Source organism: Micromonospora terminaliae, assembly GCF_009671205.1.
GTDB classification, from domain to species: domain Bacteria; phylum Actinomycetota; class Actinomycetes; order Mycobacteriales; family Micromonosporaceae; genus Micromonospora; species Micromonospora terminaliae.
Genome location: NZ_CP045309.1, coordinates 3,638,607 through 3,651,479, shown reverse-complemented (window position 1 = coordinate 3,651,479; position 12,873 = coordinate 3,638,607). Strand labels below are relative to the sequence as shown.

12 protein-coding genes and 1 pseudogene are annotated in these 12,873 nt (G+C 75.9%); 11 read left to right on the top strand and 2 right to left on the bottom strand.

Features of this window, described 5'->3' with window-relative positions; genetic code table 11:
- Window positions 1-58 precede the first annotated feature (58 nt).
- The 6 genes and pseudogenes from GCE86_RS16470 to GCE86_RS16450 all read left to right on the top strand — a co-directional run bounded on the left by GCE86_RS16470 (window position 59) and on the right by GCE86_RS16450 (window position 5,052).
- Window positions 59-448: a MerR family transcriptional regulator gene (locus tag GCE86_RS16470; RefSeq protein ID WP_154227799.1), complete on the top strand. Its 390-nt coding sequence runs from the start codon at window positions 59-61 to the stop codon at window positions 446-448.
- Entirely contained in the window at window positions 445-1,449 is a 1,005-nt protein-coding gene (locus GCE86_RS16465; protein ID WP_154227798.1) for an aldo/keto reductase, read from the top strand. The genes GCE86_RS16470 and GCE86_RS16465 overlap by 4 nt, the downstream gene beginning before the upstream one ends.
- A gap of 212 nt (window positions 1,450-1,661) precedes the next feature.
- A pseudogene (locus tag GCE86_RS32095) lies at window positions 1,662-2,213 on the top strand (phosphoribosyl-AMP cyclohydrolase); the annotation flags it as partial.
- Window positions 2,214-2,507: 294 nt separating this feature from the next.
- On the top strand, window positions 2,508-2,942 hold the full coding sequence (hisI, locus tag GCE86_RS32090) for a phosphoribosyl-AMP cyclohydrolase (RefSeq protein ID WP_154230532.1): 435 nt from the start codon (window positions 2,508-2,510) through the stop codon (window positions 2,940-2,942).
- On the top strand, window positions 2,939-4,492 hold the full coding sequence (locus tag GCE86_RS16455) for an anthranilate synthase component I (protein WP_154227797.1): 1,554 nt from the start codon (window positions 2,939-2,941) through the stop codon (window positions 4,490-4,492). Before hisI ends, GCE86_RS16455 begins: the two co-directional genes overlap by 4 nt.
- On the top strand, window positions 4,489-5,052 hold the full coding sequence (locus tag GCE86_RS16450) for a Trp biosynthesis-associated membrane protein (RefSeq protein ID WP_154227796.1): 564 nt from the start codon (window positions 4,489-4,491) through the stop codon (window positions 5,050-5,052). The genes GCE86_RS16455 and GCE86_RS16450 overlap by 4 nt, the downstream gene beginning before the upstream one ends.
- Window positions 5,053-5,079: 27 nt before the next feature.
- Here the strand turns inward: GCE86_RS16450 and GCE86_RS16445 are convergent, their stop codons facing one another.
- Complete coding sequence (locus GCE86_RS16445; protein ID WP_154227795.1) at window positions 5,080-5,355, bottom strand: hypothetical protein; 276 nt, start codon at window positions 5,353-5,355, stop codon at window positions 5,080-5,082.
- Between the two features lie 490 nt (window positions 5,356-5,845).
- Between GCE86_RS16445 and trpC the strand changes: the two genes are divergently transcribed.
- Genes trpC through trpA form a run of 3 tightly spaced genes read left to right on the top strand, consistent with a single transcriptional unit; the run spans window position 5,846 to window position 8,733 of the window.
- Window positions 5,846-6,649: an indole-3-glycerol phosphate synthase TrpC gene (gene trpC, locus GCE86_RS16440; protein ID WP_208818130.1), complete on the top strand. Its 804-nt coding sequence runs from the start codon at window positions 5,846-5,848 to the stop codon at window positions 6,647-6,649.
- A gap of 40 nt (window positions 6,650-6,689) precedes the next feature.
- Entirely contained in the window at window positions 6,690-7,922 is a 1,233-nt protein-coding gene (trpB, locus tag GCE86_RS16435) for a tryptophan synthase subunit beta (RefSeq protein ID WP_154227793.1), read from the top strand.
- Between the two features lie 4 nt (window positions 7,923-7,926).
- Window positions 7,927-8,733, top strand: a complete 807-nt coding sequence (gene trpA, locus GCE86_RS16430; protein ID WP_154227792.1) for a tryptophan synthase subunit alpha — start codon at window positions 7,927-7,929, stop codon at window positions 8,731-8,733.
- A 909-nt stretch (window positions 8,734-9,642) separates the two neighbouring features.
- On the opposite strand, the gene GCE86_RS16425 is transcribed toward trpA, so the two are convergent.
- Window positions 9,643-10,239: an NUDIX hydrolase gene (locus GCE86_RS16425; protein ID WP_154227791.1), complete on the bottom strand. Its 597-nt coding sequence runs from the start codon at window positions 10,237-10,239 to the stop codon at window positions 9,643-9,645.
- 118 nt (window positions 10,240-10,357) lie between these two features.
- Here GCE86_RS16425 and lgt point away from each other — a divergent pair, with 118 nt between their 5' ends.
- Together lgt and GCE86_RS16415 are read left to right on the top strand one after the other, a co-directional pair.
- Entirely contained in the window at window positions 10,358-11,638 is a 1,281-nt protein-coding gene (gene lgt, locus GCE86_RS16420; RefSeq protein ID WP_204342620.1) for a prolipoprotein diacylglyceryl transferase, read from the top strand.
- 11 nt (window positions 11,639-11,649) lie between these two features.
- The gene (locus GCE86_RS16415; protein WP_154227789.1) at window positions 11,650-12,837 is read left to right on the top strand and encodes an FAD-dependent oxidoreductase; all 1,188 of its coding nucleotides are present in this window, start codon (window positions 11,650-11,652) and stop codon (window positions 12,835-12,837) included.
- The last annotated feature ends 36 nt before the right edge of the window (window positions 12,838-12,873 follow it).

The window sequence follows — 12,873 nt, the reverse complement described above, 5'->3', positions numbered from 1 at the left end:
GTTTCCCGTGGCGCACAAGGTTGACTTCGAGTGCCCTCGAACTGGAAGTGTGGGGCGCGTGGACATCAGCACGCGGGAGATGAGCCTCACCGTCGGTGAGGCGGCGGAACGGGTCGGCCTCACCACCTACACGCTGCGCTGGTACGAGCAGGAGGGCCTGGTCGCCCCGGTGGGCCGGGACTCCGCAGGCCGCCGGCGGTACACCGAGTCCGACGTCAACTGGCTGTTCCTGCTCACCCGGCTGCGGCGCACCGGCATGCCGGTGCGCGACATGCGGCGCTACGCCGAACTGGCCCGGCAGGGGGACCGCACCCTCGGTGCCCGCCGAGCCCTGTTCGAGGCGCACCGGAGCCGGGTGCTGGCCCGGATGGCCGAGCTGGAGGAGGACCTCAAGGTCCTCGACCACAAGATCGACGCGTACCGCCGGGCAGAGGAGGAACTGGCATGAACAAGCGACGGGTGGGCGCCACCGGCCCGGAGGTCTCGGCCATCGGCCTGGGCTGCATGGGCATGAGCTTCGCCTACGGCGGCGCCGACGACGCCGAGTCGACCCGGACCCTGCACCGGGCCCTCGACCTCGGGGTCAACCACCTCGACACCGCCGACATGTACGGCTCCGGGGCGAACGAGCGGCTGCTCGGCCCGGTGGTCCGCGCGCGGCGGGACGAGGTCTTCCTGGCCACCAAGTTCGGCAACCGCACCAGCGGCGACAGCTTCGGCGGCACCGGCACCCCGGGCGCCTACGTGGACAGCAGCGCCGCCTGGGCGAAGCAGGCCTGCGACGACTCGCTGGCCCGGCTCGGCATCGACACCATCGACCTCTACTACCTGCACCGGCGCAACCCGGACACCCCGATCGAGGAGACCGTCGGCGCGCTGGCCGAGCTGGTGCAGGCCGGCAAGGTGCGGCTCATCGGCCTCTCCGAGGTCAGCCCGGCGACGCTGCGCGCGGCGCACGCCGTGCACCCGATCTCGGCGGTCCAGATGGAATACTCCCTGTTCACCCGGGACGTCGAGGGGGAGATGCTGGCCACCTGCCGGGAGCTGGGCGTGTCCCTGGTGGCGTACTCGCCGGTCGGGCGGGGGCTGCTCACGGGGGCCATCACGAGCCGCGAGCAGCTCGCCGAGGACGACTGGCGGCGCACGGTCCCGCGCTTCGCCGACGGCAACCTCGACGCCAACGTGAAGCTGGTCGAGGCGGTCCGCGGGGTGGCCGCCGAGCTGGGCTGCACGCCCGCCCAGGCGGCGCTGGCCTGGCTGCTCGCCCAGGGGGACGACGTCCTCCCGATCCCGGGCACCAAGCGGGTCCGCTACCTGGAAGAGAACGCGGCCGCGGCCGACGTGCGGCTCACCCCGGAGCAGCGGGACCGGCTGACCGGGGCGGTGCCCGCCGGCGCCGTCGCGGGGGAAAGGTACACGCCGGCGCAAATGCGAACGGTCGGGCACTAGCCCCCCAGCGGCGGACACCCGGTCCGCCATCGGTCATTGCGCCAAGATCGGGCGTCCGGCACCATGGCGCCGTGGGTCCCGCTCCGTTGCCCGAGACCGGCAGCTCCAGGTCGCAGCACGGCGCCGGACGCGCCGAGCTGGAGTTGCCGCAGTTCCTCGACGACTGGGCCGCCCGCCTCCGGCAGGGCGCCGACCGTCCCGTCGTCGGGATCATGCTGCGCGGCAGCCACGCAAGGCAGGCCGCCACCGAGCACAGCGACGTCGACGTGGACGTGCTGGTCACCGACGCCGACGAGCGCACGGGTGAGTGCACCGCCGCCCCGGCATCCGGGCCGGCGGGCCCGGCCCGCACCACCACCCCCTACGCGGCCCGGCGGGCGTACCTCGCCGAGTTCGACGGCCGGCTCGTCCACGTGTCGGTGGCCGCCCGGGACGTCCGCTCCTGGGTACGCCGCCTGGGCCAGCCCGCCGACTGGGCGTTCGGGCTGCCGGTCACCGCGCCGGCCCGGCTGCTCTGGGCGGCGCCGGAGTGGCGGCGCCGGATCGACCTGCCGGTGCTGTGCCAGCCCGCCGACGAGCCCCGCCTCGAGGAGCTGATCGCCACCCTGGGCAAGGTGGCCGGCGCCCGCTGGGCCGGCGACGCGGTGGGCGTCCGGCTCGCCGCCGCCGACCTGGCCCGGCTCTGCCCGTCGGTGCTGCGGCTGGCCAATCCCTCGGTCCGGGTGGTGTCCCGCCGGACCGCCCTGGCCGCCGCGCTGGACCTGCCGGTGGCGCCACCCGGCTACCGCGAGGACATGCTGCGCTGCCTCGGGCTGCGCCCCGGCGGCCCCGCCGAGGTCGGCGCCGCCGCCGGGCGGCTGGTCACCGGGATCGCCCCGCTGATCCGCCCGTACGCCGGGGAGATCGCCGCGGTCGGCGGCGCGGACCTGGCCGCGGCCCTGGTCGACGGCCGGCTGGACCGCTACCTCGGCCAGCTGACGCGGGCGCTGGACCGCCCCGCGCCCGCCTCGCGGGACACGTCGGCGGTGCCGGTGCCCCGTGCGGGAGAATGGTCAACCGTGCCCGCCTCTGACGCGCCGGTGACCGGCGCACCCGCCACCTCCGGCGGCCCCGCGGCCCCCGGCCCGGCCCGCCCCTCCCGGCTCGACCCGGCCATCGCGGCCCGGCTGCGCCGCACCCCCGACGGCCTCGTGGCCGCGGTGGTCCGCGCCCACGACACCGGCGAGGTGCTGATGGTCGCCTGGATGGACGACGAGGCGCTGCACCGCACCCTCACCACCGGCCGCGCCACCTACTGGTCGCGCAGCCGCCAGGAGTACTGGGTCAAGGGCGCCACCTCCGGCCACCACCAGCACGTCCGCTCGGTCGCGGTGGACTGCGACGGCGACGCGCTGCTGGTCAGCGTCGACCAGGTCGGCGCCGCCTGCCACACCGGGCACCGCACCTGCTTCTTCACCGAGCTGCCGGTCAGCTCCCCGGAGGCGACCTCATGACCGACGGCACGGTCAGCCCGGACCAGGCCGCCTTCGCCGACCTGGCGGCCCGCTGGCGGGTCGTGCCGGTCACCCGGCGGCTGCTCGCCGACGCGGAGACCCCGGTCGGCGTCTACCGCAAGCTCGCCGGCGGCCCCGGCACGTTCCTGCTGGAATCCGCCGAGCAGGGCGTCGGCTCGGCCGGGATGGCCTGGTCGCGCTACTCCTTCATCGGGGTGCGCAGCAGCGCGACGCTGACCGAGCGGGACGGCGCGGCGGTGTGGGCCGGCGAGCCGCCGGCCGGGGTGCCGGCCGGCGGCGATCCGGTGGCCGCGCTGCGCGAGACCGTCGCCGCGCTCGCCGGCCCGGCCTGGGACCCGGCCAGCGGGATGCCGCCGCTCACCGGGGGCATGGTCGGCTACCTCGGGTACGACCTGGTCCGCCGCTTCGAGCGGCTGCCCGAGCTGACCGAGGACGAGCTGGACGTGCCCGAGCTGGGCATGATGCTCGCCACCGACCTCGTGGTGCTCGACCACTACGACGGTTCGGCGATCCTGGTCGCCAACGCGGTGCTGCCCCCGCTGGACACGCCCGACCGGGAGCCGCTGGTGTCGGCCGCGTACCACCACGCCGTGGGCCGGCTGGACGCCATGACCACGGCGCTGTCCCGACCGATTCCGCCCATGATCTCGACGGTCGCCCGGCCCGGCGTCGGCGAGGTGGTCAGCCGGACCCCGGAGGGCGGCTATCCGAAGGCCGTCGAGGCGGCCAAGGAGGCGATCCGGGCCGGCGAGTGCTTCCAGATCGTGCTCAGCCAGCGCTTCGAGCGCCCCACCCACGCCGACCCGCTCGACGTCTACCGGGTGCTGCGCACCACGAACCCCAGCCCGTACATGTACCTGCTGCGCTTCGACGGCTTCGACATCGTCGGCTCCTCACCGGAGGCGCACCTCAAGGTGAGCACCGGCGCGGACGGGCGGCGGCGGGCGCTCCTGCACCCGATCGCCGGCACCCGCCCGCGCGGCGGCTCCCCCGAGGCGGACGCCCGGCTGGCCGCCGAACTGCTCGCCGACCCGAAGGAGCGCGCCGAGCACGTCATGCTGGTCGACCTGGGCCGCAACGACCTGGGCCGGGTCTGCCGGCCGGGCACGGTCGAGGTGCCGGAGTTCGCCACCATCGAGCGGTACAGCCACGTCATGCACATCGTCTCCACAGTCGTGGGCGAGCTGCGGGAGGACCGCACCGCCTTCGACGCGCTGGCCGCGACCTTCCCCGCCGGCACCCTGTCCGGCGCGCCGAAGGTGCGGGCCATGGAGATCATCGAGGAACTGGAACCAGTCCGGCGCGGCCTCTACGGCGGCACGGTCGGCTACTTCGGCTTCGGCGGCGACCTGGACATGGCCATCGCCATCCGCACCGCGCTGATCCGCGAGGGCCGCGCCTACGTGCAGGCCGGGGCGGGCGTGGTGGCCGATTCCGATCCCGCCGCCGAGGACCAGGAGACCAGGAACAAGGCCGCCGCCGTGCTCGCCGCGATCGCCGCCGCCGAGACGCTGCGGCCCGCGCGATGAGCGCGTCGACCGGCGCGCCCGCCGCGCGGGGCCGGCGCGAGCTGACGTACGCCGTGCTGCTCTGCCTGGCCGGCGCGGGCCTGGCGTTCTGGGCGGTGACCCGCACCTGGTCGGTCGAACTGACGGCGCGCGGCTCGCTGCCGCCCACCCGGCACGCCCGTACCGGCGCGGAGCTGCTGCCCTGGGTCTCGGCGCTGGCCCTGGTCGGGCTCGCCGGCGGCGGTGCCGTGCTGGCCACCCGGGGGCGGGTCCGGCGGCTGCTGGGCGGCCTGCTCACCCTGCTCGGGCTGGGCGTGGCGGCCGGCGGGGGCTACGGCCTGACCGAGTCCGGGGTGAGCCGGCAGTGGCCGGCGCTGGTGCTGGCGGGAGCGCTGGTGCTGCTGGCCGGCGGGCTGTTCACCGCGCTGCGCGGCGGCGGCTGGCCCGCAATGGGCGCCCGCTACGAGCGGCGGGCGGCCCGGCCCGCCGAGCCCGCCGGGGAGAACCGGCCGGCGGTCGAGCGGGGCACCCGGGACGCGTGGGAGGCGCTGGACCGGGGCGAGGACCCGACGGTCGGCTGACGGCCGGCGCCGCGAGAACTCCGCGGGTCAGCGCACCGGCTGCGCGTCGCGCGCGTCCTGGCGCTCGCGAGCCGCGGCGCGGGCGGCGGCGAGTTCGGCCACCAGACGGTCCAGCTCGCGGCGCTGCGCGGCCCGGGCCCGGTCGGCGCAGACCGCCTCCCAGGCGTTGCCCCGGGCGGTGCGCATCCGGCCGTCGCCGGCCACGGCGCGTTCGAGGGTGTGCACCACGCCGACGGCGAGCGACGCGACGCTCCGGGAGATGGTGGTGAATCCGAGGCTCTGGTTCGGCCCGTTGGCGCTCATGGTCACCCCGCACGAGATCGTTGGCGACGGTCGGCAGCCGCCTCATCGAGTTTGCCCGAGGAAGATGCTGCCGGGCTCACGTTTCGCCCGCGTGACGCCCGGGTCAACTCTGCGGCAGCCGGTCCGACCTGGGCAGGGCCGTTCGGCCTTGAGCTTGCTCACAGCATCGACGGCCGTCACGATCCTGCGCGGAACGGGCGCCCATGGTGAGATAGGTCATGGGCGGCGGTCGATGTAGCGGCCGAGGGCGCGGGACGCGCCCGAGTGACGCCGGTCGATGGGCGCCGTGGCGCTGCGTGACACCGCGTTCACCCGAAGTCGGTCATCATGCCACAGCCCATTTCGTGAGGAGCGCCATACCCCCGGGCACTTGCCTCCAGGTGGCGCCCCCTAGCATCGGCCCATGACACCCGGAGAGGGGAGTCCGTTGGTGACTGCTGAGCATGCGCACGCGGAGGGGGACGAGGCCGGATCGGCGGCGTCCGCAAGCGTGCTCGACGAGATCCTGGCCGGCGTGCGCGAGGACGTGGCCCGGCGCCAGGAGCAGGTTCCGCTGGAGCGGATCCGCGAGCTGGCCGCCGCCGCGCCGCCACCGCTGGACGCGTACGCGGCGCTGCGCCGGCCCGGCGTGGCCGTGATCGCCGAGGTGAAGCGCTCGTCGCCGTCCAAGGGGCGGCTGGCCGAGATCGCCGATCCGGCCGACCTGGCGGCCGACTACGCCGCCGGCGGCGCCCGGGCGATCAGCGTGCTCACCGAGGGCCGCTGGTTCGGCGGGTCGCTGGACGACCTGGCCGCCGTCCGCGCCGCCGTGAACGTGCCGGTGCTGCGCAAGGACTTCGTGGTCTCCAGCTACCAGGTGCACGAGGCCCGGGCGCACGGCGCCGACCTGGTGCTGCTGATCGTCGCCGCGCTGGAGCAGAACGTCCTCATGGGGCTGCTGGAGCGGATCGAGTCGCTGGGCATGTGCGCGCTCGTCGAGGTGCACACCGAGGAGGAGGCCGACCGGGCCATGGAGGCCGGGGCGCAGGTGATCGGCGTCAACGCCCGCGACCTGCGTACCCTGGAGGTCGACCGCTCGGTGTTCGAGCGGATCGCGCCCGGCCTGCCGAGCAGCGTCGTCAAGATCGCCGAGTCCGGCGTGCGCGGCCCGCACGACCTGATCCGCTACGCCTCGGCCGGCGCCGACGCCGTCCTGGTCGGCGAGGGTCTGGTCACCCAGAAGAGCCCCCGCGAGGCGGTCGCCGAGCTGGTCAACGCCGGCAACCACCCGGCCACGCCCCGCCCGGTGCGCTGACCCCCGCCCCGGGGCCCGACACGTCGAGAGGACTCCCGCGATGAGCACTGACGCAGCGGCCCCGGCCGGCCAGCTTCCCGACTCCGCCGGTCACTTCGGCCGGTTCGGCGGGCGCTTCGTCCCCGAGGCCCTGGTCGCCGCGCTCGACGAGCTGGACGCGGCGTACCGGAAGGCGATGACCGACGAGGACTTCCTCGCCGAGTTCGACGCCCTGCTGCGCGACTACGCCGGTACGCCCTCGCTGCTCTACGAGGCCCGGCGGCTCTCCGCCCAGATCGGCGCGCGGGTCCTGCTCAAGCGGGAGGACCTCAACCACACCGGGGCGCACAAGGTCCGCAACGTGCTCGGCCAGGCGCTGCTCACGAAGCGGATGGGCAAGCGCCGGGTGATCGCCGAGACCGGCGCCGGCCAGCACGGCGTGGCCACCGCCACGGCCGCCGCCCTGTTCGACCTCGAGTGCGTGGTCTACATGGGCGAGGTGGACACCGAGCGGCAGGCGCTCAACGTGGCCCGGATGCGGATGCTCGGCGCCACCGTCGTCCCGGTCACCACCGGCTCCCGCACGCTCAAGGACGCCATGAACGAGGCGATGCGGGACTGGGTCGCCAACGTCGACAGCACCCACTACCTGATCGGCACCGCCGCGGGCCCGCACCCGTTCCCCGAGATGGTCCGGGACTTCGTGCGCGGCATCGGCGTGGAGGCCCGCCAGCAGTGCCTCGACCTCACCGGCGCGCTGCCCGACGCCGTGGCGGCCTGCGTGGGCGGCGGCTCCAACGCACTGGGCATCTTCCACGCCTTCGTGCCCGACGCCGGCGTGCGGCTCTACGGCTTCGAGGCCGGCGGCGAGGGCGTGGCGACCGGCCGGCACGCGGCCAGCATCACCGGCGGCTCGGCGGGCGTCCTGCACGGCACCCGGACGTACGTCCTGCAGAACGAGGACGGCCAGACGGTCGAGTCGCACTCGATCTCGGCCGGCCTCGACTACCCGGGCGTCGGGCCCGAGCACGCCTGGCTGCACGACAGCGGACGCGCCACGTACCTGCCCGTCGACGACGACGAGGCGATGGCCGCCTTCGAGCTGCTCTGCCGTACCGAGGGCATCATCCCGGCGCTCGAGAGCTCGCACGCGCTCGCCGGCGCCCGCAAGATCGCGCCGCAGCTCGCCGCCGAGCTGGGCCGGGAGCCGGTCATCGTGGTCAACCTGTCCGGCCGGGGCGACAAGGACGTGCACACCGCCGGTGCCTACTTCGGCATCCTCGACAAGGAGTGAGAGCGTGAGCCGGATCGGGGTCGCCTTCGACAAGGCCCGGGCCGACGGGCGGGCCGTGCTGGTCGGCTGCATGCCGGCCGGCTTCCCCACCGTCGAGGGCAGCATCGCCGCCATGATCGCCATGGTCGAGGCCGGCGTCGACGTCATCGAGATGGAGATCCCGTACTCCGACCCGGTGATGGACGGCCCGGTCATCCAGAAGGCCAGCGACATCGCCCTGGCCGGCGGCGTACGCACCGCGGACGCGCTGCGCATCGTCGACACGGTCGCCGCCGCGACCGGCGCGCCGGTGGTCACCATGACCTACTGGAACCCCATTGAGCAGTACGGCGTCGACTCCTTCGCCCGCGACCTGGCCGCGGCCGGGGGCACCGGACTGATCACGCCGGACCTGATCCCCGAGGAGGCCGGCGAATGGCTGGCCGCCTCCGAGGCGCACGGCCTGGACCGGACGTTCCTGGTCTCCCCGTCGTCCACCGACGCCCGGCTGAAGATGACCGCCGAGCACTGCCGCGGTTTCGTCTACGCCACCGCCATCATGGGCGTGACCGGCGCCCGGTCGCAGACCTCCGAGGCCGCCCCGATCCTGGTATCCCGGCTGCGCGAGGTCACCGACCTGCCGGTCGGCGTCGGGCTGGGCGTGGGCACCGGCGCCCAGGCCGGCACGGTCGCCGGCTACGCCGACGCGGTAATCGTGGGCAGCGCGCTGATCCGCTGCCTGCTCGACGCGCCCGACCAGGCCGCCGGCCTGACGGCCCTGCGCGCCCTGAGCGCCGAACTCGCCGAAGGCGTCCGCAACCCGGCCCGCTGACCGGGTCCGCCGGGCCGCCCCGGCGGCCCGCTTCCCGGCCCCGATGCGGCGTCCGTGGCCCCTCGCCGACGCCCGTCCCGTCGTCACGGCGGTGATCCCACGCCGGATGCTCTAGCGGGCCGACGGCATCCTGTCAGCGTGCCTGTCGAGCTGAGTCGTTCGCGACGTCGTGCGCCGCCGTCGGTCCGTCGCCCGCTCCGGCTCGCCGAGGTGGCGGTGTCCCGCACCGTTGGATACCGCCACCTCGGCGACGTGGGGCGATTGCGCGGACGCCGTCCGGCTCGCCCGGCTGCCCGGCTCGGCGCCGTCAGGTTGCCTGTCGAGCTGAGTCGTTGGCGACGTCGTGCGCCGCCGCCGGGTCCGTCGCCCGCTCCGGCTCACCGAGGTGGCGGTTTCCCGCACCCCTGGAGGCCGCCACCTCGGCGACGTGGAGTGGCTGCGCGGACGCCCCTCGGCTCGCCGGCTGCCCCGCCCGGTGCTGCCGGGTTGCCTGTCGAGCTGAGTCGTTGGCGACGTCGTGCGCCGCCGCTGGGTCGGTCGCCCGCTCCGGCTCGCCGAGGTGGCGGTTTCCCGCACCCCTGGATACCGCCACCTCGGCGACGTGGAGTGACCGTGCGGGACGCCTCCCGACTCGCCGACCGCGCCTGATCCTCACCCGCGCCCGTCAGCCCGCGCGTCTCCGCTGGCTTCCCGGCGCGGCCCAGGGTTGGTCTTCCGACGGCTGAGTCGTTTGCGTCATCAGCTCGACAGGCGCTCGCGGACCTGGCGGCGCCCGCCGTAGCCACGGTCGCCCGCGGCCTGTCCGGGCGTGAGTCGCCTGTGTCATTAGCTCGACAGGCGCTCGCGGACCTGCCTGGGGTACTCGCGACCGGTCTGCGGGAAGGCGGTGCAGCCGGTTCCCGGCGGCGGTCAGCGGCGGGCTGTGCCCAGCTCGCCCCCGGACCGCTGTTCGGGCGGGGCCGCCTCGGCGGCCGGCGAGGTTGAGCCTCTCGCTGGCGCGGCGGAGCCTTCCGCTGGCGTGGCGGAGCCTTCCGCCGGCACGGCGGCGCCTCCCGCCGGGGCCGGGTCGCGGAGGACGCCGGAGCGGCCGGCCAGGGCGTCGGCGACGGCGGCACGGGTGGCCGGGGTGAGCGCCTCGGGCAGCGCGTCCGGCGGGTGCCAGTCGAGGTGGCAGCCGCCCGCCGGGCCGCCGACCGGCGCCGTGCCGAGCGTCCGGGCCCGGAACACGTGCACCAGCACGTCCGGCAGGGCCCCGCAGTGGCCGGCCGGGGGCGGGGGAGCGGCCGGGTCGCCGACCCGGTAGAGGCCGACGAGGTCGATCAGCTCGACCTCCCAGCCGGTCTCGGCGCGGATCTCCCGGCGCGCGGCCGCGGGTGGGCTCTCGTCGCGGCGCAGCCGCCCGCCGGGCAGCGCCCACCGTCGGCTGCCGCCGGAACGCCGACAGAGCAGCACCCGGCCGGACGGGTCGGTGACGACCGCGGCGACCGCCCAGGTGAGCGCGCTCATGGACAAAGAGCCTACGACCGCGCAAACCAGAAGTCATCCGACCCGCGAACCCGGCCGTACCGGGGTGCCGCGAGCACGGTCCGCACCGGTACCGTGTGCACCCGTGACCCTCGCCCCGATGACCCCCCTGGCGGCCCTGCCCAGCCCCGGCACCGCCGTCTGGCAGCTCGGACCGGTTCCGATCCGGGCGTACGCGCTCTGCATCATCGTCGGCATCGTGGTGGCCTGCGTGGTCACCGAGTACCGGCTGCGCCGCCGCGGCGTCGCTCCGGGCGCCGTGCTCGACATCGCCGTCTGGGCGGTGCCCGCGGGCATCATCGGCGCCCGGCTCTACCACGTGATCACCTCGCCGGAGAAATACTTCGGCGCCGACGGCCAGCCGCTCAAGGCGTTCGCCATCTGGGAGGGCGGCCTCGGCATCTGGGGCGCGGTGGCCGGGGGCGCGGTCGGCGCCTGGTTCGCCGCCCGGCAGCTGGGCATCCCGTTCGCCGTGGTGGCCGACGCGCTGGCGCCGGGGCTGCCGCTGGCGCAGGCCGTGGGCCGGGTCGGCAACTGGTTCAACAACGAGCTCTATGGCGGGCGCACCAGCCTGCCCTGGGGTCTGGAGGTCCACGTGATGGACCCGGACAACCCGGGGCACGCGCTGCGCGACGACGCCGGCAACCCGGTCCTCCAGCCCGGGCTCTACCACCCGACCTTCCTCTACGAGGCGCTCTGGAACATCGGCGTCGCGGCGCTGGTGCTGGTCCTCGACCGGAAGCTGCGGCTGGGCCGGGGCCGGGCCTTCGCGCTCTACGTCATGGGCTACACGGCGGGACGGTTCTGGATCGAGCTCATGCGCACCGACGAGGCCAACCACATCCTCGGCGTGCGGCTCAACGTCTGGACCGCGGCGCTGGTCTTCCTCGGCGCGCTGGCGTACTTCGTGCGGGTGCGCGGGCCGCGCGAATACCTGATCCCGGTCGGCACGCCGGCCGCCCCGGTCCCGCCCGCGGGCGGCGACGTGTCCCAGGTCGACCTCTCGGCGCGGGAGGCCGGGGCGCGGCCGGTCGCGCCGGAGGGCTACCGGGTGGTGTCCGAGGAGCAGTTCCGCACGTACCAGGAGTCCGGCGAGGTCCCGGCCGAGGAGCCGCCGGCGACCGACGAGGCCGACCGCGACGCGACCGACGCCACCCACGCGCCGGCGACCGACGAGGCCGACCGCGACGCGACCGGCGCCACCCACGAGGCGGACCGGGCCGGGACCGACGAGACGGACGTGGCCGCGACCGGTGCGGCCGACCGGGCCGCCACCGACGCGGAGCGCGAGCCGGCCGGCAAGGTGCTGCCGGACGAGGACCGGACGGGCCAGGACCGGGCCGGCGCCGGCGGCGCCCGCCCCGCCGACCGGGACAGCTGAGCGGGGGAGTCATGCGGAGCGCGGTGGTGGTCGGCGCCGGCCTCGGCGGGCTGGCGACGGCCGGAGCGCTGGCCCGGTCCGGCTGGCGGGTCACCCTCCTCGAACGGGCCGACCGGGTCCGTCCCGAGACGACCGCCGTGGTGCTCTGGCCCAACGGGGTACGCGCGCTGCGCGCCCTGGGCCTCGGCGCCGGGCTGGACGCGATCGCCACCCCGCTGCCCGACGGCGGGGTGCGCCGCCCCGACGGGCACTGGCTGGTGCAGCCGCGCCCCACCCCGGCCGACCGGATGCCGGTGGTGGTCCACCGGGAGGACCTGCACGACGCGCTGATCGCGGGCCTGGGCGACCAGGTGGAGCTGCGCACCGGGGTGAACGTGCGCACGGTGCGGGCGGTGCCCGGCGAGCGTCCCGCGGTCGGCGACGGGCGGCACACCGTCGAGGCCGACCTCGTGGTCGCGGCCGACGGCACCGACAGCGAGATCCGCCGGCAGCTCGCCCCGGAAACGGCGGTGGTCAGCTCCGGCTGCGCCGCCTGGCGGGCCGTCATCCCCTGGTACCGGGCCCCGCAGCTCCCCGACGACCAGCCGGTGCACGGCGAGACGCTGGGCGCGGGCTACCGCTTCGTGGCCGCCTCGCTCGGCGACCGGGGCACCGCGGGCGCCTCCCGCCGGGGCGGCATCTACTGGGTGGCCACCGCCGCCGGTGCGCCCCGCCCCGAGCCGCCGGAGACGCAGCTCGCCCTGCTCAAGCGCTGGTACGCGGGCTGGCCCGCGCCGATCGCGACGCTCCTCGACGCGACCGACCCGGCCGACGTGGTGCAGCAGGAGATCCGCGAGCTGCGCCCGTTGCCCCGCGCGTACGGGTTCCCGGCCGGGCCGGGCGGGGTGGTGCTGCTGGGCGACGCCGCACACGCCATGCCGCCGCACCTCGGGCAGGGCGCGTGCCTCGCCTTCGAGGACGCGGCCACCCTGTCGGCGCTGCTGCGGGAGTCCCGGCTTCCCGACGCGGTGACCGCCTATGACCGGCTGCGCCGGCCCCGCGCGGCCACCATGGTGCGGCAGACCCGCCGGATGTCGGCCGTCCTCCAGACCCGGGGCCGGCTGGCGCTGCGCGCCCGCGACGCCGCTCTGGGCACGATCAGCCCGCGCCTGCGCAACACGGCGGCCACCGCCGCCGCCTCCTGGCACCCGCCGGCCTGACCGCTTCACGGCCCAGGCCAAGGGCACGAGGACACC

Excerpts from the sequence above, each read along its gene's own strand:
- GCE86_RS16465 (WP_154227798.1), top strand. The coding sequence starts at position 445 with ATGAACAAGCGACGGGTGGGCGCCACCGGCCCGGAGGTCTCGGCCATC.
- GCE86_RS16455 (WP_154227797.1), top strand. The coding sequence starts at position 2,939 with ATGACCGACGGCACGGTCAGCCCGGACCAGGCCGCCTTCGCCGACCTG.
- GCE86_RS16450 (WP_154227796.1), top strand. The coding sequence starts at position 4,489 with ATGAGCGCGTCGACCGGCGCGCCCGCCGCGCGGGGCCGGCGCGAGCTG.
- GCE86_RS16445 (WP_154227795.1), bottom strand. The coding sequence starts at position 5,355 with ATGAGCGCCAACGGGCCGAACCAGAGCCTCGGATTCACCACCATCTCC.
- trpB (WP_154227793.1), top strand. The coding sequence starts at position 6,690 with ATGAGCACTGACGCAGCGGCCCCGGCCGGCCAGCTTCCCGACTCCGCC.
- GCE86_RS16425 (WP_154227791.1), bottom strand. The coding sequence starts at position 10,239 with ATGAGCGCGCTCACCTGGGCGGTCGCCGCGGTCGTCACCGACCCGTCC.
- lgt (WP_204342620.1), top strand. The coding sequence starts at position 10,358 with ATGACCCCCCTGGCGGCCCTGCCCAGCCCCGGCACCGCCGTCTGGCAG.
- GCE86_RS16415 (WP_154227789.1), top strand. The coding sequence starts at position 11,650 with ATGCGGAGCGCGGTGGTGGTCGGCGCCGGCCTCGGCGGGCTGGCGACG.